At 60.2% G+C, this 24,180-nt stretch carries 23 protein-coding genes; 7 read left to right on the top strand and 16 right to left on the bottom strand.

The genetic code is table 11. The features are described 5' to 3' along the window. The first annotated feature begins 12 nt into the window (after positions 1-12). From BLU24_RS09435 to BLU24_RS09420, 4 genes are all read left to right on the top strand, one after another. On the top strand, positions 13-1,785 hold the full coding sequence (locus BLU24_RS09435) for an N-acetylglutaminylglutamine amidotransferase (RefSeq protein WP_093099483.1): 1,773 nt from the start codon (positions 13-15) through the stop codon (positions 1,783-1,785). A gap of 3 nt (positions 1,786-1,788) precedes the next feature. Next, positions 1,789-3,537, top strand: a complete 1,749-nt coding sequence (gene ngg, locus BLU24_RS09430) for an N-acetylglutaminylglutamine synthetase (RefSeq protein WP_093099480.1) — start codon at positions 1,789-1,791, stop codon at positions 3,535-3,537. A 166-nt stretch (positions 3,538-3,703) separates the two neighbouring features. Beyond that, complete coding sequence (locus tag BLU24_RS09425) at positions 3,704-4,894, top strand: osmoprotectant NAGGN system M42 family peptidase (RefSeq protein ID WP_093099478.1); 1,191 nt, start codon at positions 3,704-3,706, stop codon at positions 4,892-4,894. 171 nt (positions 4,895-5,065) lie between these two features. Continuing rightward, positions 5,066-5,293, top strand: a complete 228-nt coding sequence (locus BLU24_RS09420) for a YheU family protein (protein WP_090285112.1) — start codon at positions 5,066-5,068, stop codon at positions 5,291-5,293. Positions 5,294-5,296: 3 nt separating this feature from the next. On the opposite strand, the gene csrA is transcribed toward BLU24_RS09420, so the two are convergent. The 3 genes from csrA to BLU24_RS09405 form a co-directional block, all read right to left on the bottom strand. Continuing rightward, the gene (gene csrA / locus BLU24_RS09415; protein WP_090285114.1) at positions 5,297-5,482 is read right to left on the bottom strand and encodes a carbon storage regulator CsrA; all 186 of its coding nucleotides are present in this window, start codon (positions 5,480-5,482) and stop codon (positions 5,297-5,299) included. A 135-nt stretch (positions 5,483-5,617) separates the two neighbouring features. Then, complete coding sequence (locus tag BLU24_RS09410) at positions 5,618-5,950, bottom strand: YnfA family protein (protein WP_090285115.1); 333 nt, start codon at positions 5,948-5,950, stop codon at positions 5,618-5,620. A 63-nt stretch (positions 5,951-6,013) separates the two neighbouring features. After that, positions 6,014-6,829 (bottom strand): SDR family oxidoreductase, encoded by an 816-nt coding sequence (locus BLU24_RS09405; RefSeq protein WP_090285117.1) that lies wholly within the window; start codon positions 6,827-6,829, stop codon positions 6,014-6,016. A 299-nt stretch (positions 6,830-7,128) separates the two neighbouring features. Between BLU24_RS09405 and BLU24_RS09400 the strand changes: the two genes are divergently transcribed. Next, on the top strand, positions 7,129-7,287 hold the full coding sequence (locus tag BLU24_RS09400; protein ID WP_172833327.1) for a DUF3309 family protein: 159 nt from the start codon (positions 7,129-7,131) through the stop codon (positions 7,285-7,287). Positions 7,288-7,355: 68 nt separating this feature from the next. On the opposite strand, the gene BLU24_RS09395 is transcribed toward BLU24_RS09400, so the two are convergent. The 10 genes from BLU24_RS09395 to BLU24_RS09350 form a co-directional block, all read right to left on the bottom strand. Then, the gene (locus tag BLU24_RS09395; protein WP_093099475.1) at positions 7,356-9,449 is read right to left on the bottom strand and encodes an LTA synthase family protein; all 2,094 of its coding nucleotides are present in this window, start codon (positions 9,447-9,449) and stop codon (positions 7,356-7,358) included. A 307-nt stretch (positions 9,450-9,756) separates the two neighbouring features. Continuing rightward, a complete protein-coding gene (locus tag BLU24_RS09390) occupies positions 9,757-10,362 on the bottom strand; it encodes an START domain-containing protein (protein ID WP_093099471.1) in 606 nt (201 codons plus the stop codon). A gap of 40 nt (positions 10,363-10,402) precedes the next feature. Further along, entirely contained in the window at positions 10,403-10,657 is a 255-nt protein-coding gene (locus BLU24_RS09385) for a YkgJ family cysteine cluster protein (RefSeq protein WP_090285123.1), read from the bottom strand. Between the two features lie 163 nt (positions 10,658-10,820). Continuing rightward, positions 10,821-11,294 carry a translation initiation factor 2 gene (locus BLU24_RS09380; protein ID WP_093099469.1) on the bottom strand — a complete coding sequence of 158 codons (474 nt, stop codon included), beginning with the start codon at positions 11,292-11,294 and terminating at the stop codon, positions 10,821-10,823. 77 nt (positions 11,295-11,371) lie between these two features. Then, complete coding sequence (locus tag BLU24_RS09375) at positions 11,372-12,811, bottom strand: aminotransferase-like domain-containing protein (RefSeq protein ID WP_090285127.1); 1,440 nt, start codon at positions 12,809-12,811, stop codon at positions 11,372-11,374. A gap of 732 nt (positions 12,812-13,543) precedes the next feature. Beyond that, positions 13,544-14,356, bottom strand: coding sequence for an OmpA family protein (locus tag BLU24_RS09370; protein ID WP_093099467.1), 813 nt, complete (start codon positions 14,354-14,356; stop codon positions 13,544-13,546). Next, positions 14,353-14,709 carry a DUF4398 domain-containing protein gene (locus tag BLU24_RS09365; protein ID WP_093099465.1) on the bottom strand — a complete coding sequence of 119 codons (357 nt, stop codon included), beginning with the start codon at positions 14,707-14,709 and terminating at the stop codon, positions 14,353-14,355. The genes BLU24_RS09370 and BLU24_RS09365 overlap by 4 nt, the downstream gene beginning before the upstream one ends. Before the next feature lie 9 nt (positions 14,710-14,718). Beyond that, positions 14,719-15,540 (bottom strand): substrate-binding periplasmic protein, encoded by an 822-nt coding sequence (locus tag BLU24_RS09360; RefSeq protein ID WP_093099463.1) that lies wholly within the window; start codon positions 15,538-15,540, stop codon positions 14,719-14,721. Positions 15,541-15,619: 79 nt separating this feature from the next. Further along, positions 15,620-16,564, bottom strand: coding sequence for an electron transfer flavoprotein subunit alpha/FixB family protein (locus BLU24_RS09355; protein WP_090285135.1), 945 nt, complete (start codon positions 16,562-16,564; stop codon positions 15,620-15,622). Between the two features lie 2 nt (positions 16,565-16,566). Continuing rightward, complete coding sequence (locus BLU24_RS09350) at positions 16,567-17,316, bottom strand: electron transfer flavoprotein subunit beta/FixA family protein (RefSeq protein ID WP_090285137.1); 750 nt, start codon at positions 17,314-17,316, stop codon at positions 16,567-16,569. Between the two features lie 547 nt (positions 17,317-17,863). On the opposite strand from BLU24_RS09350, the gene BLU24_RS09345 reads away from it, so the two are divergent. After that, positions 17,864-19,528 (top strand): electron transfer flavoprotein-ubiquinone oxidoreductase, encoded by a 1,665-nt coding sequence (locus BLU24_RS09345; RefSeq protein WP_093099461.1) that lies wholly within the window; start codon positions 17,864-17,866, stop codon positions 19,526-19,528. 182 nt (positions 19,529-19,710) lie between these two features. On the opposite strand, the gene BLU24_RS09340 is transcribed toward BLU24_RS09345, so the two are convergent. Continuing rightward, complete coding sequence (locus BLU24_RS09340) at positions 19,711-20,601, bottom strand: AraC family transcriptional regulator (protein ID WP_090288604.1); 891 nt, start codon at positions 20,599-20,601, stop codon at positions 19,711-19,713. Between the two features lie 191 nt (positions 20,602-20,792). On the opposite strand from BLU24_RS09340, the gene BLU24_RS09335 reads away from it, so the two are divergent. After that, positions 20,793-21,845, top strand: coding sequence for an NAD(P)-dependent alcohol dehydrogenase (locus BLU24_RS09335; protein ID WP_093099459.1), 1,053 nt, complete (start codon positions 20,793-20,795; stop codon positions 21,843-21,845). Here the strand turns inward: BLU24_RS09335 and BLU24_RS09330 are convergent. Next, positions 21,842-22,645, bottom strand: a complete 804-nt coding sequence (locus BLU24_RS09330) for an IclR family transcriptional regulator (RefSeq protein WP_090285143.1) — start codon at positions 22,643-22,645, stop codon at positions 21,842-21,844. The genes BLU24_RS09335 and BLU24_RS09330 overlap by 4 nt on opposite strands. Positions 22,646-22,708: 63 nt before the next feature. Next, positions 22,709-24,019 carry an MFS transporter gene (locus BLU24_RS09325; RefSeq protein ID WP_093099457.1) on the bottom strand — a complete coding sequence of 437 codons (1,311 nt, stop codon included), beginning with the start codon at positions 24,017-24,019 and terminating at the stop codon, positions 22,709-22,711. Positions 24,020-24,180: the final 161 nt, after the last annotated feature.

The following is a 24,180-nucleotide window of genomic DNA, read 5'->3' as shown; positions in this document are numbered from 1 at the left end:
GGTAAGGATTTTATGTGTGGATTAGCTGGCGAGTTACGTTTTGATCAACAACCTGCAGACCTTGCAGCCATCGAGCGCATCACCCATCACCTGGCCCCGCGCGGCCCTGACGCGTGGGGCTTCCATGCCCAAGGGCCGATTGCCCTGGGCCATCGTCGCCTGAAAATCATGGACCTGTCGGACGGCTCGGCGCAGCCGATGATCGACAGCCAACTGGGCCTGTCGCTGGCCTTCAACGGCGCCATTTACAACTTCCCGGAACTGCGCGCCGAACTCGAAGCCCTGGGTTATGCGTTCTATTCCGGCGGTGACACTGAAGTCCTGCTCAAGGGCTATCACGCCTGGGGTGAAGCGCTGCTGCCCAAGCTCAACGGCATGTTCGCCTTCGCCATTTGGGAGCGCGACGCGCAGCGCCTGTTCATCGCCCGCGACCGTCTCGGCGTCAAGCCGCTGTACCTGTCGCGCACCGGTCAGCGCCTGCGTTTCGCATCGGCCCTGCCGGCGCTGCTCAAGGGCGGCGACATCAACCCGATTCTCGATCCGGTGGCGCTCAACCACTATCTGAATTTCCATGCCGTGGTGCCGGCGCCGCGCACGTTGCTGGCGGGTATCGAAAAGCTGCCGCCAGCGAGCTGGATGCGCGTCGAAGCCGATGGCAGCACCGAGCAGAAAACCTGGTGGACCCTGCCCTACGGCCCGAACGAGGACGAGAAAAACCTCAAGCTGGAAGACTGGGTCGACCGTGTACTCGACAGCACCCGCGAAGCCGTGGCAATTCGGCAACGTGCCGCAGTGGACGTCGGTGTGTTGCTCTCCGGCGGTGTCGATTCGAGCATGCTCGTCGGCCTGTTGCGTGAAGTCGGCGTCGAGAACCTGTCGACCTTTTCCATCGGTTTCCAGGATGCCGGCGGCGAACGCGGTGACGAATTTCAGTATTCCGACCTGATCGCCAAACACTACGGCACTCAGCATCACCAACTGCGTATCGACGAAAAAGAAATCATCGAGCAGCTGCCCGCGGCCTTTCGCGCGATGAGCGAGCCAATGGTCAGCCACGACTGCATCGCTTTCTATTTGCTGTCGCGGGAAGTGGCCAAGCATTGCAAAGTGGTGCAGAGCGGTCAGGGTGCCGACGAATTGTTTGCCGGCTACCACTGGTATCCGCAAGTCGACGGTGCAGCCGATCCGTACGCAGCTTATCGCGCAGCGTTTTTCGACCGCAGCTACGAAGACTACGCCGCTACCGTGCAACCGAAATGGCTCACGGCCAACGACGCCGCCGGTGACTTCGTCAAGGAACATTTCGCCCAGCCCGGCGCTGATGCGGCAGTGGACAAGGCCTTGCGCCTGGACAGCACGGTGATGCTGGTCGACGACCCGGTCAAGCGTGTCGACAACATGACCATGGCCTGGGGCCTGGAGGCGCGCACGCCGTTTCTCGACTATCGACTGGTCGAACTGTCGGCCCGTGTGCCTGGCCAGTTCAAGCTGCCCGATGGCGGCAAACAGGTGCTCAAGGAAGCCGCGCGTCGGGTCATTCCAAGTGAAGTGATCGACCGCAAGAAAGGCTACTTCCCGGTGCCTGGCCTCAAACATTTGCAGGGTGACACGCTCAACTGGGTGCGCGAACTGCTGCTGGATCCGAGCCAGGATCGCGGCCTGTTCAACCCGAGCATGCTCGACAAGCTTCTGACTGACCCTCAAGGCCAACTGACCCCGTTGCGCGGTTCGAAACTGTGGCAACTGGCGGCGCTGAACCTGTGGCTCAGTGAACAAGGAATCTGATTGATGAAACCCCATGCCACGTCCATCAACCAACGCCTGCTGCGTGGTCAGGCGCCGTCGTACGAACGTCTGCAAGCGCGTCTGGCCGAAGACGGCAGCACCCTGCCCTGCGCCCCGATTGCCGTGCATTGCGGCTGGGGCCGATTGCTGATCGGCCATACCTTCCCCGACCCGGCATCGCTGGCGCAGGAACTGCTCAACGAACAACCCGGCGAGCGCGACATTGCGCTGTACGTCGCCGCGCCGCAGCAAATTCTTGGTCTGGAACCGACGCAGCTGTTCCTCGATCCGTCCGACACCTTGCGCCTGTGGTTCAGCGATTACCGCCAGGCCACTCGCGTTTTTCGCGGCTTCCGCATTCGACGTGCGCAGAGCGAGGCGGACTGGCAAGGCATCAACCGCTTGTATCAGGCGCGCGGCATGTTGCCGATCGATCCCGAGTTGCTCACCCCGCATCCTCAGGGCGGCCCGGTGTACTGGCTGGCCGAGGATGAAGACAGCGGCGCGGTGATCGGCAGCGTCATGGGACTCAATCATCACAACGCGTTCAACGATCCGGAAAACGGCAGCAGCCTGTGGTGCCTGGCGGTGGACCCGCAGTGTTCGCGTCCGGGTGTGGGCGAGGTGCTGGTGCGGCATCTGATCGAGCATTTCATGAGCCGCGGGCTGAGCTATCTGGACCTGTCGGTGCTGCACGATAACCGTCAGGCAAAAAACCTCTACGCCAAGCTCGGTTTCCGCAACCTGCCGACTTTCGCGATCAAGCGCAAGAACGGCATCAACCAGCCGCTGTTTCTTGGCCCGGGGCCAGAAGCGCAGTTCAACCCGTACGCGCGAATCATTGTCGAGGAAGCTCATCGCCGCGGCATCGACGTGCAGGTCGATGACGCCGACGCCGGTCTGTTCACCCTCATTCATGGCGCGCGCCGGGTGCGCTGCCGTGAATCGTTGAGCGACCTGACCAGCGCGATCAGCATGACCCTGTGCCAGGACAAAAGCCTGACCCACAAGGTGCTGAAGGCGGCCGGGCTGAATCTGCCGGCACAACAACTGGCCGGCAATGCCGACGACAATCTGGCCTTTCTCGACGAGCATCAGCGGGTGGTGGTCAAGCCGCTCGACGGCGAACAGGGCCAAGGCGTGGCGGTCGATCTGCAGACCATCGAGGACGTGCAGCAGGCTATCGAAGCCGCGCGGCAATTCGACAGTCGCGTGCTGCTCGAGAGCTTCCATGAAGGTCTCGATCTGCGCATCGTGGTGATCGGTTTCGAAGTGGTTGCAGCGGCGATCCGCAAACCTGCCGAAGTGGTCGGTGACGGTCAGCATTCGATCGGCGAGCTGATCGAGGCGCAGAGCCGGCGTCGGCAAGCTGCTACCGGTGGCGAAAGCAAGATCCCTGTCGACCACGAAACCGAACGCACCTTGCACGCGGCCGGGTACGACTACGACAGCATTCTGCCGGCCGGCGAACATCTGTTCGTGCGCCGCACCGCCAATCTGCACACCGGCGGCACCCTGGAAGACGTCACCGCCATTCTGCATCCGACGCTGGTCGATGCAGCCGTGCGTGCGGCACGCGCGCTGGATATTCCGATGGTCGGCCTCGACCTGATGGTGCCGGCGGCGGATCAGCCGGAGTATGTGTTCATCGAAGCCAACGAACGCGCCGGCCTGGCCAACCACGAGCCGCAACCGACGGCGGAACGCTTTGTCGATCTGTTGTTTCCGCATAGTCAGTCGGCGATCTCTTGATTACTTGGTGGCTGCACTGACGCCATCGCTGGCAAGCCAGCTCCCACAGTTCCGGCGGTATACACAACACTGTGGGAGCTGGCTTGCCAGCGATGAGGACCGATCAGGCGCCACAAATCCCTCTCTCATCGAAACCATCGATGTGCTCAACCCATCAGGAGTTTCCATGACCCCGCAAATCCCCGAACCGGATCTGAACTACCTGCAAAAAGTCCTCCTGGAAATGCTCGCCATTCCCAGCCCCACCGGCTTCACCGACACCATCGTGCGCTACGTCGCCGAGCGTCTGGAAGAACTCGGCATCCCGTTCGAAATGACCCGACGCGGAACCATTCGCGCCACGCTCAAAGGCAAGAAGAACAGCCCCGACCGCGCAGTCTCGGCGCACCTGGATACCATTGGCGCCGCGGTCCGCGCGGTCAAGGACAACGGCCGCCTGACCCTCGCCCCGGTCGGCTGCTGGTCGAGCCGCTTCGCCGAGGGCAGCCGCGTCAGCCTGTTCACCGACAGCGGCGTGATTCGTGGCAGTGTGTTGCCGCTGATGGCGTCCGGGCATGCGTTCAATACGCAGGTCGATGAAATGCCGATCAGTTGGGATCACGTCGAGCTGCGCCTCGACGCCTACTGCACGACCAAGGCCGATTGTGAATCGCTGGGCATCAACGTCGGCGACGTGGTGGCGTTCGATCCGCTGCCGGAATTCACCGAAAGCGGCCATATCAGCGCCCGCCACCTGGATGACAAGGCCGGTGTCGCGGCGCTGCTTGCCGCACTTAAAGCCATCATCGACAGCGGCCAGGAATTGATGATCGACTGCCATCCGCTGTTCACCATTACCGAAGAAACCGGCAGTGGCGCGGCGGCGGCTTTGCCGTGGGACGTCAGTGAGTTCGTTGGCATCGACATCGCCCCGGTCGCACCCGGCCAGCATTCCAGCGAGCATGCTGTCAGCGTGGCGATGCAGGATTCCGGCGGTCCGTATGACTATCACCTGTCGCGGCACTTGTTGCGCCTGGCCGGTGAACACGAATTGCCGGTGCGCCGCGACATGTTTCGCTATTACTTCAGCGACGCCCATTCGGCGGTGACTGCCGGGCACGACATCCGCACCGCCCTGCTCGCCTTTGGCTGCGATGCGACTCACGGTTATGAACGTACGCACATCGACAGTCTGGCGGCGTTGAGCCGGTTGCTCGGTGCTTACATTCTGAGCCCGCCGGTGTTCGCCAGCGACGCGGCGCCGGCCAATGCCTCGCTGGACCGCTTCAGTCATCAGATCGAACACGACACGCAGATGGAGAGCGAAACCCGCGTGCCGCCGGTGGACAGTCTGGTGGGGCAGCGTTCCGACAGTTAGATCATTGTTGTCTGAGATACCGCTATCGCGAGCAGGCTCACTCCTACAGGAGAACGCATTCCAATTGTAGGAGTGAGCCTGCTCGCGATGCCGCCGGTCGAGGCACTACAAAAACTGGCAGGCCAACCCCAATCGCCGTAGCATCGCGCCATTGATTTAGCCGAGGTGCCCATGCTGATTCCCCACGACGCGCTTGAAGTCGACACCCTCACCCGCCTGATCGAGGATTTTGTCACCCGCGACGGTACCGACAACGGCGATGACACGCCGCTGGAAACCCGCGTGCTGCGCGTACGCCAGGCGCTGACCAAGGGCCAGGCCTTGATCGTGTTCGATCCGGAAAGCGAACAGTGCCAGTTGATGCTCAAGCATGATGTGCCCAGGCATTTGTTCGACTGACGCTCAGCGAACCTTCTGCACACCTTCCTTGCGCTTGATCCGGTCGTAGACTTCGGAGCGGTGCACGTGCACGTTTTGCGGGGCTTCGACGCCAAAGCGCACGCTGGAGCCATTCACCGACAGAACACGCAAAGAGATGTCGTCACCGATTGAAATCAACTCACCAACGACACGGCTGAGTACAAGCATGAGATAGGTCCTTCAGGGTTAGCGAACCCAGAAGATGCGCGGCTTGCGGCGGCTACACAATGCGCAGCAGGCAAATCAGTTTTGCCTTACAGCCTTGCGCGCTCAGAGCCGTCAGACGTTTCCCGCAAAACAACCTCAAGCCGCTGAAAAACGCGGCCCGAACAGGATCACGCTGGCGCCGATCACGCATAACGCCACGCCGATCCAGTCAGAGCCCAACGGGCGCGCTCGCTCGACCACCATCAGCCAGCCAATCGAAGCGACGATGTAGATTCCGCCGTAAGCGGCATACGCGCGCCCGGCGTAGTTGGCTTCGACGCGGGTCAGCAGGAGTGCGAACAGCGTCAGACTCAACAGTGCCGGAATCACCCACAGCGCACTTTTGCCCTGGCGCAGCCACATGAAGAAGGCGAAACAACCGGCGATCTCGAACAGCGCCGCGAGGAAGAACCACAAGTAATTGAGCATCGATGCGTCTCGACAGGGTGACCATTGCGGCCACCCTAACGACGCCGTCTGCTGCGGGCAAGTTCAGCCGTTGTTCTGTTTGGCCTTGGCGCGCATTTTTTCGGCCATGCTGGTCATTTCGTTATAGAGCAACTGCGGATTCTTCTGCTTGATCGCCCAGGCCATGCGCCCTTGTTCGTGGGGCAGGATCATGAATTCACCGGCGGCCACTTGCCGGTAGATGTAGTCGGCGATATCCGCGGCGGTGATCGGCGAACTTTCCAGCAACTTGCCCACCTGGGCCTTCATCGCCGGAGTCGGCCCGCGGAACGAATCGAGCAGGTTGGTCTGAAAGAACGACGGACAAACCACGTGCACACCGACTTCCTGTTGCGCCAGCTCAATCAACAGACTTTCCGAAAGCGCCACCACACCGGCCTTGGCCACGTTGTAGTTGCTCATCGCCGGCCCCTGCATCAGCGCCGCCATGGAGGCGATGTTGATGATCTTGCCTTTGCTCTGCTCGAGCAGCGGCAGGAACGCCTTGCAGCCCTTGACCACGCCCATCAGATTGATTGCGATCTGCCAGTCCCAGTCTTCCAGCGACAACTCGCTGAAGAAACCGCCCGAGGCCACGCCGGCATTATTGACGATGATGTCGATGCCGCCGAGTTTCTCTTCACACGCTTGGGCGAACGCTGTGAGCTGGCTGTAATCGCGCACATCGCAGCGCTGCACAAAACCGTCACCGCCGGCCTCGCGGACTAGTTTGAGGGTTTCCTGCAGGCCCGGTTCGCTGACGTCGGACAGCGCCAGTTGCCAGCCCTCACGCGCCCAGCGCAGCGCGATTTCGCGGCCCAGACCGGAGCCCGCGCCAGTGATCATCATGCGATTTTGCATAGCAGACAGCCTTGTTGTTCCGGGAAAGATGCGCCGAGTGTAGCGAACGTTCGACCACCACCCACGCTCCATCAGATTGCTGAATGGTGAGTGCAAACCGGGGCGCGTTGGATTCAATGAGGGCGAGTAAGTTCTGAACTAGCCGGGCGAAAAAAAGAAATAAGCCTGCAATCCAAATACATTAAAAAAACATGGAATTTTTTCCACTTGGCACAAGTCGGAACTTGTAAGCCGGCTGGAATTACTTGGTATCCAGTCGCCCTTGAACATCAAGACTTCTCGACATTACCAACAAGGAAATCGACATGGGCACAATTCTTATCATCATCCTGATCCTGTTGCTGATCGGTGGTCTGCCGGTCTTCCCGCACTCCAGAAGTTGGGGTTATGGTCCGTCGGGCATCATCGGTGTCGTACTGGTCGTGCTGTTGGTGTTGTTGTTACTCGGCAAGATATGACGATTTAAAGCTGAAAAAAAAGAGGCCCTGTTCAGGGCCTCTTTTTTATTGCGCGTTTTTAACAGCAATCAGTCCGGCTTGCCGTGAATCACACCGGCGGTGTTATCCAGCAGGCTCTTGGTCGCGGTTTGCAGGAACGCTTCCAGCTTGAGTTTCAGTTCGGCGGTACGCGGTGCATTCGGCACTACTTCGGCATGCGGATTGGCACCGAGTTGGTATTGCCAGATTTTCGGCCCCATGTCCTTGTCGCGCGGCAACACCAGAATCTGGTCGGCGGTGACAATCGCCGTGGTCTGCTCGCTGCCCGATGGCTTGATCACACCGAAACCGGTATCGCCCTGCGGCAGGTTGAGCAGGTCGCGGCCCCAGCACTGGTGACGCACTTCGCCACCGAGACGCCCCATGATGGTCGGCACGATGTCGATCTGGGTGCCCACCGTATGGTCACGCGTACCGAACTTCTGCTGGATGCCCGGGGCGATCATCAGCATTGGCACGTTGAAGCGGCCCAGGTCCATTTCGGTGATCTGACGCTCGTTGCCGAAGCCGTGGTCGCCGACGATGACGAACAGGGTTTCGTTGAAGTACTTCTCCTTGCGCGCCTTCTCGAAGAACTGGCCCAGCGCCCAGTCGGAGTAGCGCATGGCAGTCAGGTGTTCGTTGAGGCTGCCACGGTCAGTCACGCGCTCGACCGGCAATGGCGTCGGCAAGGCGTATGGCGTGTGGTTGGACAGGGTTTGCAGCAGCGCGTAGAACGGCTTGCCGTTTTCCCGCGCCTTCAGCTCCTGCAGGCCACGGTCGAACATGTCCTGGTCGGACACGCCCCACGTCGGGTCGGAGAACACCGGATTGACGAAGTCGTTGCGGCCGACGAAGTTGGTCATGCCCTGGTTGCTGAAGAAGCCCGACTGGTTGTCCCAGGCAAAATCGCCGTTGTAGACGTACACGTCGTCGTAGTCACGCGCACTGAGCAACTGCGGCAGGCCGGACAGCTTGTGGCTGCCTTCCGGGGTCTGCATCAGGTATTCGAAACCCGGCAGGTTGGGGAAGCAGGCCATGGTTGCGAACATGCCCTGGTGGGTGTGCGTGCCGTTGGAGAAGAAGCGGTCGAACAGCAGGCCTTCCTTCGACAGCTTGTCCAGGTAAGGCGTGATATTGCCCGGCGCGCCCAGAGCACCGACCGAGTGACCGGCCATGCTTTCCATCAGGATCACCACGACGTTCTTGATCGGCAGGGTCTTGTCGGCCGGTGGCATGTAGTCACGGCGTACCGCAGCGATGTCGGCGTCGACCAGTTTGTCGTCCGGCATCAGCAACATGTCGCGCACCACTTTTTGCGCCTGTTCCTGCGGCAGAGTGGCTTTCCAGATGTTGTCGCGGTCTTCGCCCATGCGCGCCTTGGCGGCAGCGATCAACGACAGCGTGCCGTTGAGGCCGAGCTGGTTGGCGAAGTTGGAATCGGTGGTGTACACATCGCCCCAACGCATTGGCGGGCCCTGACGCAAGGTGCCACGAGCGGCGACTACGCAGATCAGCAGGCAGACCACGAACACCGCCAGACGGGTGTACCACGGCGCGACCTGACGCGAGCTGACACTGCCGCCACTGAACGGCCCGCGCGGGCGGGTGGCGCGGTCGGCGCCCTTGAACGCCAGGGTCAGAATGACTGTGCCGATGACCCACGCCAGCAGGTAGCGAACCACCGGGAAACCGTACCAGAGCATGCTCATCACGGTTTTCGGGTCTTCTTTCACGTACTGGAAAACCAAACCGTTGAGGCGCTGGTGGAACTCGCGGTAGAAGTCCATCTCCATCAGGCCGAGGAACAGCGCGATGCTCGAGGCGATGGTCAGCCACAGACGGAAGAAGCCCCGCGCGGCCATGGCCCGGGCGCTGAACAGCGCCAGCACCAGCGGAATGCACAGATACACCACCAGACGCAGATCGAAGCGCAGGCCGTTGACGAACGCTTCCAGAAAGGTCGCGGCTGGGGTGTCGAGGATCATCTCGCGGTTGTAGACCAGCAGCGCGAGGCGCAGCACGGAAAACATCACCATCATGACCAGCGCACAAAGCAGCGTGTAAGCCAGATGCGATTTGACGGTCGGTTGCAGCAGGCGGCTGGAAGATCGCTGCTGATTCAGGGCGTCCGGGTTTGCCATGTCGTTTTAGGACCCATTGGAAAGTTGAAGTTGCAAAGAATAAAGCGGCGCCAAGCCCTCTATTGGTCATTCCAGACCCCGGGGCGTGCGCGGTGCGCAAATGTTGCACGATCACCCGCACCATTGCCATTGATTACTGCCGCGCTGCCAGATGCTTTCATCTAGAGCCCTGACAGCGAGGCAACAGCGCGGGCGAATTGTCGGGAAGACTTTGTGAAAATTTCGTCCAACGCATATCTGGAAACACAATAAAGCCGGAAACGAAACGCCCCGAATCAATCGGGGCGTTTATTTCAAAGCGCGCGGATTATTTCTCGGCGCGTTGTTTCAAGGCTTTGAGTGTATTGAATGGCGCATCGACCACGAACTTGTTGGCAACCATGGCCGGCACGCTGCCGCCTGGTTCGGTGTGCACTTGATAAGTCACTTCGACCTGATCGCCTTTGGGCACGAACTTCCAGAAACCCTTGACTTGCTGAACCCGGACGAAGCCTTTTTCTTCCGGGAGATAAGTCGGCACACCTTCGAGATTGCGGGTCAGGCTGCCATCGGCGCCTTCGACGGTGGTGATGCGCAACACCGAATCACGCGGAGTGACCGGCCACGGCGTGTTGAACTGGGTGTAGGTCCAGCTCTGGTCGCCCTCGTGCTTGAGCAGTTTCTGGGTCTTGCATTCGTGAATCCAGGCGCAGGCACCGGCGACGTCTTCCTGCAGCGCGCGCAATTTGGCGATGGTGGTCTTCATCAGCGCGACGCCCTGGTAGGACTTGTAGTCCGAGCCGGGTATCTCGCTCAGCGAGACCTTGATGCCGTCCTCGTTCTTGGCGACCTTCCAGTCTTCAGCCTGAGCAACCGAGGTGACCAGCACAGCGGTCAAACCACACAAGAGAGCAATACGATGCAGCGAACCCATAGTCTTTTCCTTATTGTTGAAGTTCCGTTGCCTTGACACATCACGCCGCGGTCATGGCTTCCCACCAACCGATCAGCCTGATCGCTTCTTCGGCGCTGCTGCCACAGACTTCAACGTCGGCAGCGAAGCCTGCGCAGACTGGCGGACGCTCCGGGCGGCCGAAAATGCTGCACAGGTTATCGACCGACAGCTGCACGCAACGTTCGCCGGCAGGTTTGCCATCGGGCATGCCGGGAATCGGCGAACTGATGGACGGGGCAATGCAGCAAGCGCCACAGCCTTCACGGCATTTCATGACGAACAATCCTCGCGACGGGCGATGTGTAAAGAGACGGGAAACAGAGTAACCGCTAGAACGGCTGTTTCAAATTGTCTGCGGCGGGTTTTCAGCGATAAGTGAAAGTGACTGACCAGTCTCCGACAAAGCGTCTGTTCTGCGGGTCACAGCCAAGCGTCATTTACTGTTTGAATTCAAAGTCCAGCGCCGCGCCTTCGACTTCACGGCGTTCGTCATTGCGCAGTTGCAGCTGCATTTCGTTGCTGAGCAGACGCCCGTTGAGCTGGAAGCCGCTGTCTTTTTCGCCAAACATCTGCGGCAGAATCGCCTCGCGTTTGGGCAGTTCCACCGTGCCCTTGGGCTTCAACTCTTCAACCATATCCCTGGGGAGGCTGAGGTCGAGCTTCGCCTTCGGCAATCGGGTTTTCGCGACTTCGCTGGCGGGTTTCGATTTCGAGGCTACCGGGCGGCGCTTCTTCACCGTGGCGGCTTTTTTCGACTGGGCTTTCTTGGCGGGTGCCGCGGTTTTCGCGGTTTTCTTGCTCGTACTGGTCGCGGCCGGTTTTTCCTGGGTGGCAGCCGCCATGACACTCGGCACCTGACCGATCATCAACAAACCCAGCAAAACCCACGCGGCAGGAACAATCGCTTTCATGGACCCAACGAACTAACGGCAGAGGGCCACATGCTCGCTCGTTGTGCGCGACAAGACAAGCCTGACCTGCCGCTCGTTCAGAATCCGCCAGCGGTTTCCTGACACAGCTGGGTCGCCAACAGTCCTAGCGTCATCAACGCCCGTTCCGCCTCGCGGTTCCACGGAATGCCGCAGTTCAAGCGGATACAGTGGTTGAACTGCTCGGTGTTACTGAAGATCAGCCCCGGCGCAATACTGATGCCCTGCTGCAACGCACGCACATGCAATTCTTGCGTGTTGACCCGTCCCGGCAAACTCACCCAAAGGATGAAACCGCCCGTGGGTCGGGTCATTTGCGTGCCTTCGGGAAAGTGCTGCTGCACCGCCAACTGGAAGGCGCTGAGGTTTTTCCGGTATTCCTGGCGGATGTACCGTAAATGCCGGTCATAGCCGCCGTTTTCCAGATAAGCGGCAATCGCCATCTGCGTGACACTGCAGGCCGAATGCGTGCTGAAGGTCTGCAAACGCTGGATTTCCTGCTGATACTTGCCAGCGATCATCCAGCCGATGCGCACACCCGGCGACAGGGTCTTGGAAAAGCTCGAACAGTAAATCACCCGATCGAGGCGGTCATAGGCCTTGAGCGCTTTGGTCTTGCCCTGCTCGAACATCAGCTCGCCGTAGATATCGTCCTCGACAATCTGGATATCGAAATCCGAGGCCAACCGCAGCAGTTGCTTCTGCCGCTCCTCGGGCATGGTGCCGCCCAGCGGATTGCTCAGGCGAGTGGTCAGCACCAACGCCTTGATCGACCATTGGTTGGCCGCCAGTTGCAACGCTTCCAGGCTCATGCCGGTGGCGGGATCGCTGGGGATTTCGATGACTTTGAGACCGAGCAGATCGGCCAGTTGCAGCAGACCGTAATACGTCGGAGATTCAGCAGCGATCAGATCCCCCGGCCGGGTCAACACCCGCAACGACATTTGCAGGGCATCGACACAACCGTGAGTGATCACCACCTCAGACGGATCGACCACCACCCCAGCGTCGCGCATGCGAATCGCCACCTGCCGACGCAGCGGTTCAAAACCAGGACTGAACATGTAACTGAAAGCGCGCGGACTATGGAAACGCGTGACCTTGGCCAATTGCTGGTGCAACGCACGCACCGGCAAGTAATCGACACTCGGCACCGCCGCACCCAGCGGAAACACCCCTTCACGACGCGACTCAACCAAAACCTGCTGAATGATACTGCTGCGCGTCACCAGCCCCGGCCGCTCAACCCGCGCAATGTCCGGCGTCGGCGCCGTCAGCGCCGGCGTCTGGTGCACGTAATAACCCGACTGCGGCCGCGCCCGGATCAAGCCCTGATCCTCAAGATTGGCGTAAGCCTGCAACACCGTTGCATGACTGACATTGAGCTGCGAACTCATCTTGCGCACCGAAGGCACCCGCTCCCCCGGCTGATAAACGCCACGCCGAATATCCTCGGCCAGCTGCTGAGCAATACGTTGGTAGAGCAAGAGATTGGTCATGACGCAGCACTCGATTTCACGGGCGATTTTATTCTTGTGCGAAACAATACCGGAACAGTTTAGAAGTGTACTGGGACAGTTGTCACTTTAGTCAACGATACACTGCGGTGTCTGCGGGACTGTGCTGTTTTTTTGAGAAGTGGTCGAGGAATGTGGCTCAAGATCAAAAGCCCCTCACCCTAGCCCTCTCCCGGAGGGAGAGGGGATTGACCGGGGTGGATGCGAGAGCTGCGCCGACCTGGGATATCGAGTCGTACTCAAACTTCGAAACCAACCTAAATCGGCTCCCTCTCCTGGGGGAGAGGGCTGGGCGGGCGGCGTTCCGATGAGGGGCGAATCCACCACAACCCCCAAGCCAACCACCCGCTCCTACCCACTCAACAATGAGCGCCAGCTCGAGTGCTCTTGATCTTGCCTAACCAGCGACATCGGAAGGCTGAGCGCAGGGATCGATCCGGGCGTGGGAGCGCAGCGACCGTACGACGCAGTCGTACACAGCGGAAGTAGGTGCAGCGAAGCAAACCGTAGCCGCTGCGCCCGGATCGGTCCCGGAGCGAAGGAACCCGAGCCTGCGAGGGCCGAACGCAGGAGCAAGCCTTTTTGGGCACTTTTTCGGCGTCTGGAAAAAGTGCCTCGCCGTAAGGGCGAAACCGCCAGCCGCATCCCCCAAAAAAACGGATATTCACTCAAAAACCCAAGAGCCTGGTCGGCCCAGAGGCCGCCAAGGCCAACCTAACGAGCCGCCCCGAGCTGCCCCTTTTCATCAGAAAAAACAATCTCAACCCGACGATTCTGCGCCCGCCCACGCTCGGAAGCGTTGGCGTCTACAGGGTACTCATCCCCATACCCCTCAACCTGAATCCGCTTGTCATCAATGCCCAGGTCAATCAACACATCCGCCACCGACTGCGCCCGGTCACGCGACAACTTGAGATTCTCCTGCTTGCCCCCGGTACTGTCGGTATAACCCTCGATCCGCACCACCCGCTTGGGATTCAACTGCAGAAACTGAACAATCTTCAGCACCACGCGATTGGCCGAATTCTTCAGCTCCGCCTCACCGGTATCGAACAGCACATCGCCCAGCGTCATCACCAGACCCCGATCAGTCTGCGTAGTCGCCAACGCAACGATCTGCTCCTCAAGCCACTTGCCCTGCTGCTGCACACTCAACAACTTCGATTCGCGCAAGGCCAGTTGCAGACGTTGGCGCTCCAGCTCCAGCTTGGCTGCGCGCTCTTCGTTGAGCACCTGATTGGTATGCTCACGAGCAATTTCGCTGTAACGCTGGCTCAGATAAGCGTAATGCACAACGTCCGAACCGCTGCCCCAATAGCTCGACAGGCGATCGGCGCGGGCCAAAGACTCACCGGCACGAATCACATCTTTCGGCGCGATACGCAACACGTTCGAATCTTCCTTGACCTTCTGAAAGTCGCTGCCAGCCTGCTGCAACGCCGTTTCACTGTGCTGTCCGGCGCAGCCAGAAAGGCTGGCGCAACCGACGAGGATCAGGCCGCCGAGGATTTTCACTGACAGGTTCATTGGGCATTCCCCAGTTGCTTGCGCAGTCGGGTGATGCGGGTGTTCAGTACATTCAATTGCTCTTCACTTTTCTGGGTCAGCACCTTGGCTTCGGCCAGCCGGGCGTCCAGTTCAGCCTGCTCGGCGCGCATCCGCGCGTTGCGGTAAGACTGGTCAGCCATGCTGCCTCTGGCGCGGGTGTACTTGGTTTCTGCCAGTTTCATTTCCGGCACTTCGTCGGCCGTGGCGCCAACGGCCTTGGCCTGAGTGATGGCCTGCTCGGTCAGACGCATTTGTTCGATGGGTGCCGGATCGGTCGCGCAACCGGCCAGAGCCAGAACGGCCACGGCCGCGAAAAGAGGTCGAATACTCACTAAGAATCCCTACTGTTTGGGGGCACTGACGGGTTGTGGCGGCTGTTGCTGCTGCGCCTTCCAGCGCTCGATATTGCGTTGCAGCGCGGCTTCCGTCAGTCCGGACGCGGGCAATTCTGTCATCTTTTTGGCTAGCTGTCCGCGCAACCACGGATCGTTGCATGCCGAGTTATGGGAAACCGCAAGGAACAGACCGGGGCGATCAATGGGTTGCTCGAACGCCAGCAGATCGTTGGTCATACCCAAGGCCTGTGCGGCCGCCATGCCCGAATAGCGGCCAGCGAGTACATATTCCACTTCCCCCAGAAGCAGTTTCTGCAGGGCCTGGGTGAGGTTGGCCGTCTTGGTCAGGGTCAGATTCTGCTCGGCGAAAATACCGAATGCCTGGGTCATCCGCGACTTTTCCGACAGCGCGCCGGCATGCCCGTGCAGATCTCTGGCGTCGCTGTAAACCAGCGTCGAGCCTTTGCGGGTCCAGACCAAGTAGTCGTTTTCCAGCAGCGGTGGGTGAACGTAGTCGAGGCTTTCAAGCTCATTGAGGGTCAGTGGCGCGTCAGCCAGCAGGTCCATGCGCCCGCTGCGCACCTCATCAAGGGCTTGCGCGCGTTTGCCGGCATACAGCAGATCGATTTTGATGCCGAGGTCTTTGCCGACTTGCTGCAACAGGTCGGCACTGGCACCGATCAGCCGTTTCGGGTTTTGCGGGTCCTGCCACAGGTACGGTGGCGCATCGGGGCTACCGGTGACGACGAGGCGCTCGCACTTGCCCGCCGCTGATGCCACCACGGGCAACAGGGCCAGACCCAACAACCATCCGCAGCGCAGATCCATGGCAACACGCCCCCACTCAAATTCAAGACAAAAAAAACCCGACCAAACGGTCGGGCTCTTTATAAGTGAAGCGGCTGGATTAGACCAGCTTCTCCAGCTCGGGTACGGCTTCGAACAGGTCAGCCACGAGGCCGTAATCGGCCACCTGGAAGATCGGCGCTTCTTCGTCCTTGTTGATCGCAACGATCACTTTGGAGTCTTTCATGCCGGCCAGGTGCTGGATCGCGCCGGAGATACCGACGGCGATGTACAGCTGTGGCGCAACGATCTTGCCGGTCTGACCGACCTGCATGTCGTTGGGTACGAAACCTGCGTCGACCGCGGCGCGCGAAGCACCAACGGCAGCGCCTAGCTTGTCGGCCAGAGCGTACAGGTGCTTGAAGTTGTCGCCGTTCTGCATGCCGCGGCCGCCGGAAACGACGATCTTGGCAGCAGTCAGCTCTGGACGATCGGACTTGGCCAGCTCTTCGCCAACGAAGCTCGAAATGCCCGCATCGTGCGCAGCGCCAACGGCTTCAACAGCCGCCGAACCGCCTTCAGCAGCAACCGGGTCGAAACCGGTGGCACGCACGGTGATCACTTTGATCGCGGCGGTCGATTGCACGGTAGCGATGGCGTTACCGGCGTAGATCGGGCGCTTGAAGGTGTCAGCGCTTTCGACCGAGATGATCTCGGAGATCTGGTCAACGTCCAGCGCAGCAGCAACGCGCGGCAGGATGTTTTTGCCGTTGGAGGTGGCGGCAGCCAGGATGTGGCTGTAACCAGCGCCCCCGCCTTCATGGGCAAGAGCTGCAACCAGCGGAGCAACGTTTTCCGGCAGCTGATGCGCGTAAGCGGCATTGTCAGCGTTGAGGACTTTGCTCACGCCAGCGATTTTCGCAGCGGCTTCGGCCACCGGGCCTGCGCCCTGACCGGCCACCAGGACGTGGATGTCGCCGCCGATTTTGGCAGCGGCAGCCACGGTGTTCAGCGTGGCCGGAGCCAGCACTTTGTTGTCGTGTTCGGCGATTACCAAGATAGTCATGATTAGATTACCTTCGCTTCGTTTTTCAGTTTCTCGACCAGTTCAGCCACCGACTTGACCTTGATGCCCGCGCTGCGTGCAGCCGGCGCTTCGACTTTAAGGGTCTTGTTGGTGGAGGCGGTGGAAACGCCCAAAGCGTCCGGAGTCAGCGTCTCGAGAGGCTTCTTCTTGGCTTTCATGATGTTTGGCAGGGACGCGTAGCGCGGCTCGTTCAAACGCAGGTCGGTGGTGACGATGGCCGGCAGTTTCAGCGAAACGGTCTGCGCGCCGCCGTCGATTTCGCGGGTCACGGCAACCGTGTCGCCGGAGACTTCGACTTTCGAGGCGAACGTACCCTGACCGTAGCCGCTCAGTGCAGCGAGCATCTGGCCGGTCTGGTTGTTGTCGCTGTCGATCGCCTGTTTGCCGAGGATCACCAGTTGCGGCTGTTCCTTGTCGACCACAGCCTTGAGCAGCTTGGCCACAGCGAGGGAAGTCAGATCTTCAGCGGATTCGACGAGGATGGCACGGTCGGCACCCAGAGCCAGTGCGGTACGCAGCTGTTCCTGAGCGGTGGTCGGGCCGATGGAGACGACGACGATTTCAGTCGCAACGCCCTTCTCTTTCAGGCGTACGGCTTCTTCCACTGCGATTTCGCAGAACGGGTTCATCGACATCTTGACGTTGGCGAGATCGACGCCGGAATTGTCCGCCTTGACGCGGACCTTGACGTTGTAATCCACAACGCGTTTGACAGCTACAAGAACCTTCATGGATTCCTCGTTACTCTCCGGTGAAAAGAAAGTCGCCTAGGCGAACCTGGCGGTTGATGCTCATCAGGCTAAAGGGCACCTCTAAAAACGCCGACGTGGCTGCAATTGGCTTGGGTTGTGAATGCCGCTGACCGTTCGTCAGCGGTGACCGACCAGTCGTGGATTTCCAAACCGTGCGAGCGGCGCGAAAAATTGCGCTGCGCTTCACCCTTTACTGCCCGTGCCCTGTCTTTAGACGTGCTCCTGAAAGCGCCAGTCTGCTTACGACCAGCGCAAAACCGCCCGTATCTTGACCGGAACGCCTATTCCGGTCAATACAGCAAAATGACCACTCATAAGCCGCGCTTCTTTGATTTCTCTGGGCTGGAGGCAATTCAAACAAACGTTTGTATTGGACGCTGAGAGTGGTGTAGATATAATGCGCCGCCTAGAGAGAAAGGTGGGTTTTCCGTTATTCCCCTTGACGTTAACGTAAAGGCTGGCGGGATGCGACATCAAACCTCCAAATCAGAAAAAAAACTGTTGAGCCTTGAGTAGGAGATAGCCTGTGGAACGCGAATACATGGAATTCGACGTGGTCATCGTCGGTGCCGGCCCCGCGGGTCTGTCCGCCGCCTGCCGTCTGAAGCAGAAGGCCGCTGATGCCGGTAAGGAAATCAGTGTCTGCGTGGTCGAAAAAGGCTCCGAAGTCGGCGCACACATCCTCTCCGGTGCGGTGTTTGAACCCCGCGCACTGAACGAGCTGTTCCCGGACTGGAAAGAACTTGGCGCCCCGCTGAACACGCCGGTGGCCCGCGATGACATTTTCGTGCTGAAAAACGCCGAAAGCGCGCAGAAAATCCCTGACTTCTTTGTGCCCAAGACCATGCACAACGAAGGCAACTACATTATTTCCCTCGGCAATCTGTGCCGCTGGCTGGCCCAGCAGGCGGAAAACCTCGGCGTCGAAATCTATCCTGGCTTCGCTGCCCAGGAAGCGCTGATCGACGAACAAGGCGTGGTGCGCGGGATCATCACCGGTGATCTTGGCGTCGACCGCGAAGGCCAGCCGAAAGAAGGCCTGTACACCCCGGGCATGGAACTGCGTGGCAAATACACGCTGTTCGCCGAAGGCTGCCGTGGCCACATCGGCAAGCAACTGATCAAACGCTACAACCTCGACAGCGAGGCTGACGTTCAGCATTACGGCATCGGCCTGAAAGAAATCTGGGAAATCGACCCGGCCAAACATCAGCCAGGCCTGGTGGTGCACACCGCCGGCTGGCCGCTGGACATCATGGGCACCGAGAACACCGGCGGCTCGTTCCTCTATCACCTGGAAAACAATCAGGTGGTGGTCGGTCTGATCGTTGATCTTTCCTACAGCAACACGTTCCTGTCGCCGTTCGACGAGTTCCAGCGCCTCAAGCATCACCCGGTGCTGGCGCAGTACCTGGAAGGTGGCAAGCGCATCAGCTATGGCGCCCGCGCCATCGCCAAGGGTGGTCTGAACTCGCTGCCGAAAATGGTCTTCAAGGGCGGCGCGCTGATCGGTTGCGATCTCGGCACTCTCAACTTTGCCAAGATCAAGGGCAGCCACACCGCGATGAAGTCCGGCATGCTAGCGGCCGAAGCGGTGGCTGACGCGCTGTTTGCGGAAAAGGACGGCACCGAAGAGCTGACCACTTACGTCGATGCCTTCAAGAAAAGCTGGCTCTACGAAGAACTGTTCGCCAGCCGTAACTTCGGCGCGGCGATTCACAAATACGGCGCGATCATCGGCGGTGGTTTCAACTGGCTGGACCAGAACATCTTCGGCGGCAAACTGCCATTCACCCTGCGTGACACCAAGCCGGATTACGCCTCCCTCAAGCTCGCCGCCGACTGCAAGAAGATCGATTACCCGAAACCCGACGGCAAACTCAGCTTCGACAAACTCAGCTCGGTGTTCATCTCTGGTACCAACCACGAAGAAGAACAGCCGTGCCACTTGAAGCTGACTGATCCGAGCATTCCGATCAGCAAGAACCTGCCGCTCTACGACGAACCGGCGCAGCGCTACTGCCCGGCCGGCGTATACGAAGTGGTAACCAAAGAGGACGGCGAGAAGCGCTTCCAGATCAACGCCCAGAACTGCGTGCACTGCAAGACCTGTGACATCAAGGACCCTGCGCAGAACATCACCTGGGTCGCGCCGGAAGGCGCCGGCGGCCCGACTTACCCGAATATGTAAGTCGTATCGCTGAACAACAAGGCTCCCTGAACGGGGGCCTTTTTGTTGCCCGCAATTCACGCAACAATACCTCCCCCCTGTAGGAGTGAGCCTGCTCGCGATAGCGGTATGTCTGTGCCGACAATGTCGACTGACACACCGCTATCGCGAGCAGGCTCACTTCTACAAGGAACAGCGCAGGCTCAGGCAGCGCGCTCATCCCCCGGACTACGCTCGAAATAGCGCTTGTACTCACGACTGAACTGCGACGTGCTCTGATACCCGACCCGATGCGCCACCTGCGCCACGCCCAGCCCTTCGGCCACCAGTAACGTCTGCGCCTTCAACAAGCGTAAACGCTTCAGATACTGCACCGGCGACAGCAGCGTGCTGCGTTTGAAATGCTCATGAAAGGTCGACACGCTCATGTTCGCGCAACTGGCCAGGGTCTCGACGTTCAGCGGCTCGGTGTAATGCGCATGGAGATGACTGATCGACGCCGCCACTCGCGCAAATTGCCCCTGTTGTTCGACCAATGCCCGCAGCACATCCGCCTGCGGCCCGCGCAAGGCGACGAACAGCAACTCACGTACCCGCGCCGGGCCGAGAATCTGGCACTCCAGCGGATCGTGCAAACAACTGAGCAAGCGCTCGACGCAACCGCGCATGCCATCGTCGAGCACCACTGAGGTCATCGACTCCGGCGTCTGCGCCGGAATGTGCCGCCCTGGTGCCAGGCCCATCGCCAGCACCAGCTCGCCGAGCAGCACCCGATCGATCGCCACCGAGACGCCAAGCAGCGGCGCATCCGGCAAGGCGAACGTCTCGCACTCGAACGGCACCGGCAGCGCCTGGATCAGGTAATGCCCGGCACCATATTCCATGGTTCGTGGCCCGAGAAACGCCAGTTTGCTGCCCTGGGCGATGATCATCAGGCTCGGCTCATAAATGTGTGGGCCACGGGCGACATCGCAACTGGCGCGCAATATTTGTACGCCAGGCAAGCCGGTCTGGCTGTAACCATCGCGCAGCGCCAGCGGTTCGATCAGCGAAACCAGCCGCGCGTTGGCATCAAGATGACGGGTCAGTTGCATCGAATCGTTCTTCACAAAAAAACACGCAATAAGGGATGAAAGCATCATCGCAGATCCGTTTGCCAATGCGATCGCCCAAACCCGCATGCCGGAGAATTAGGCATGAGACCCGGAGAATTCGTCATGGCCGCACGAGCATTCGGCGCCCAGAATTCGCCGCCTCACTTGTTCCTGCTTCTGCGAGGTTTGCCATGTACACCGCGATCGGTTATGCCGCCCAATCAGCCACCACTCCCCTCGCCCCGATGAAATTCGAACGCCGCAGCCCGCGTGCTGACGACGTTGCCATCGAGATTCTGTATTGCGGCGTCTGCCACTCCGACATTCACCAGGCACGCAACGAGTGGGGCATCGCGGTTTACCCGTTGATGCCCGGCCACGAGATCGTCGGAAAAGTCACCGCGATCGGTGCGAATGTCACCCGGCACAAAGTCGGCGATCTGGTCGGCGTCGGCTGCATGGTCGACTCTTGCCGCACCTGCGAAGCCTGCCAGTCGAACCTCGAGCAATATTGCCTCGAAGGCCCGACCATGACTTACGCCACCCCGGACCGGGTCGATGGCAGCAATACCATGGGCGGTTATTCCGACAGCATCGTGGTCAGCGAGCACTTCGTCGTGCGCATTCCGGAAAAACTGGCCTTGGCCAGCGCCGCGCCGATTCTCTGCGCCGGCATCACCACTTACTCGCCACTCAAGCACTACGGCGTGAAGGCCGGCGACAAGGTCGGGATTCTCGGCATGGGCGGCCTCGGCCACATGGGCATCAAGTTCGCCAAGGCCATGGGCGCGGAAGTGACGCTGTTCACCCGCTCGGCGAGCAAGGCCGAAGAAGGTCGGCGTCAGGGCGCCGATCACGTGATCGTTTCCACCGACGCCGAGCAAATGAAAGCCGCGGCCGGTTACTTCGATTTCCTGCTCGACACCATTCCGGTGCAACATGATCTCAACCCGTACCTCGACACCCTGCGCTTTGACGGCGTGCACATTCTGGTCGGCCTGATCGAACCGATTGATCCGCCGGTGCACGCGGCCAAACTGGTGCTGGGGCGTCGCGTGTTGGCCGGCTCGTTGATCGGTGGTGTCGCGGAAACCCAGGAGGTGCTGGATTTCTGCGCCGAACACAACATCACCTGCGACATCGAAATGCTCGACATCCGCCAGATCAACGAGGCTTACGCGCGGATGATTGCCGGCGACGTGAAGTACCGATTCGTCATCGACATGGCGACGCTCAAGGCTTAAACCTTAAGCCCTAGTTCGGCCGACAGCCGGGCTGTGACCCCTTTGATCAGGGGAATCAGCTCGGCCATTTTCTCCAGCGGCATATAGGGCACGGTGCTGGCGATGCTGATCGCCGCAACAATGCCTTTGCTCGCATCGCGAATCGGCGCCGCCACACAGCGGATCGACGGTTCGTTGTCTTCCAGATCGAAGGCGTAGCCACCGGCCACGTACTCGCTCATGCGCTGTTCGAGCTGTTCCCACGACTGCTGGGGATGCTGCGGCCAGAACTGACTTTTCCCACCCGCCGGCAGACTGATGTCGTACAGGCGCTGCCAATCTTTCGGCGAATCATCGAGCATCAACGCCTTGCCGATGCCGGTACGCGCCAGCGGCATGCGATGGCCGACCCGCGAGCGCATTTCCGGGCCATTGCGCCCCGGATTCTTCAGCAGGTACAGCACCTCATCGCCTTCACGAATCCCCAGGTGCACGGTGTCGCCAGTCAGCGACGACAACTCGTCCAGATACGGCCCAGCCAGGGTCACCAGTGGCAGTTCTTCGCGAGCCTGAAAACCCAGTTCGATCAGCTTCGGCCCGAGCAGATAACCGATTTGCGGCACCACGCGCAGGTAGCGCTCGTCGACCAGGCAACTGGCCAGACGATGGGTGGTGCTGCGCGTGGTGCCGATCAGCCGGGCGATCTCCTTGAGATCGCGGGCGCCACTGGCCACCGCTTGCACCACACCGAGGCCGCGCAACAGCGTCTGGGTGCCGGTGGGCGCGGCGTCCTTGGTTTTTTCCGGGGCGTCTTCCTGCATATCCAGCCTTTTTTACCGTTGAGCGAGGGAACGGGCGGCATTATGGTCGCCCGACGCAGACCACTACAACTCGATACGTTCGACCTTGCCCACCAGCAGCACGTAGGACAACGCACCGACCAGCGCGAGCACGGCGATGTAGGTGATCGCCGGAGCGAACGAATCGCCGCTGGCAAGGAAGCCGATCACGATCGGCGTGGCAATCGCCGACAGGTTGCCGATGAAGTTGAACACTCCCCCCGTCAGCCCGAGCAGGCGTGCCGGGGCCAGCGTCGAGACCAGCGACCAGGTGATCGATGCCAGCCCGTTGCCGAAAAACGCCAGCGCGAGAAAGGCAATTACCAAAGGCGTCGACTCAACGAAGTTCGCGCCGATGATCGCCGTGGAGATCAGCAGCCCGCTGATGATCGGCAACTTGCGCGCGAAGCCGACGGTGTAGCCGCGACGGATCAGCCAGTCGGAAAAGAACCCCGAGCACAGCACACCAACGAACGCGGCCAGAAACGGCAGCGACGCCAGCAGGCCGGACTTGATGAAGTCCATGCCGCGATACTTCACCAGGTAAGTCGGGAACCAGGTCAGGAAGAACCACAACGTCGAGTTCAGGCAGAACTGGCCGAGGTAGATGCCCCACAACTTGCGCTTGCTCAGGACAATGCCCAGATCGGTCCAGCTGAACCTGGCTTTGACTTTGGCCGTTTCCGCCTGGATATCGACCAGCCCGCCGCCCTCGCGAATCAGCTCGATTTCTGCTTCATTGGTGCCTTTGAAATCGCGCGGCTCGCGATACACCGCGTACCAGATCAGCGCCCAGAGAATGCCGACCGCACCGGTCGCGACGAACACCATGTGCCAGCCGAACGCGTGTTGCAGCCACGCCAGCACCGGCGTCAGGAAGGCCAGACCGACGAACTGTCCGGACGTGTAGAAACCGATCGCCGTGGCGCGCTCGCGCTCGGGAAACCAGGTGGTGACCACGCGGCTATTGATCGGATACGCCGGCGCTTCCAGCGCGCCAACCGCCATGCGCAGGACGAACAGGGCGATGAAACTGCTGACGAAACCGAGCATCACCGTGGCCACCGACCACAGCAGCAGCGCGACACTGTAGAGAATCCGCGGGGGTACGCGATCGACCAGCCAGCCGCCGGGGATCTGCATGGCGGCGTAGGTCCAGCCGAACGCGGAAAAGATCAGCCCGACATGCACCGGATCGATGCCCAGCTCGCTGGTCAGCGCTGGCGCGGCAATCGACAGGTTGCTGCGGTCGAGGTAGTTGATGACCACGGTGATGAACAGCAACACCATGATGAAAAATCGCTTGCGGCTGGGCGTGACTAAAGACGCCTGCCCGGTGAGGGTGTGCGATTGCATGAGGAGAGCCTCTTTTTATGTTTATTGAGGTCGGCCTGAGGCCTGCACTGCACCCTGTGGGAGCTGGCTTGCCAGCGATGACGTCAGCACATCCAATATCAATGTGAAAGACACACCGCTATCGCTGGCAAGCCAGCTCCCACAGGGTTTTGTGGTGTGTC

This window comes from Pseudomonas sp. Z003-0.4C(8344-21), assembly GCF_900104975.1.
Lineage (GTDB): Bacteria > Pseudomonadota > Gammaproteobacteria > Pseudomonadales > Pseudomonadaceae > Aquipseudomonas > Aquipseudomonas granadensis.
This window is presented reverse-complemented; position numbering and strand designations above follow the sequence as displayed.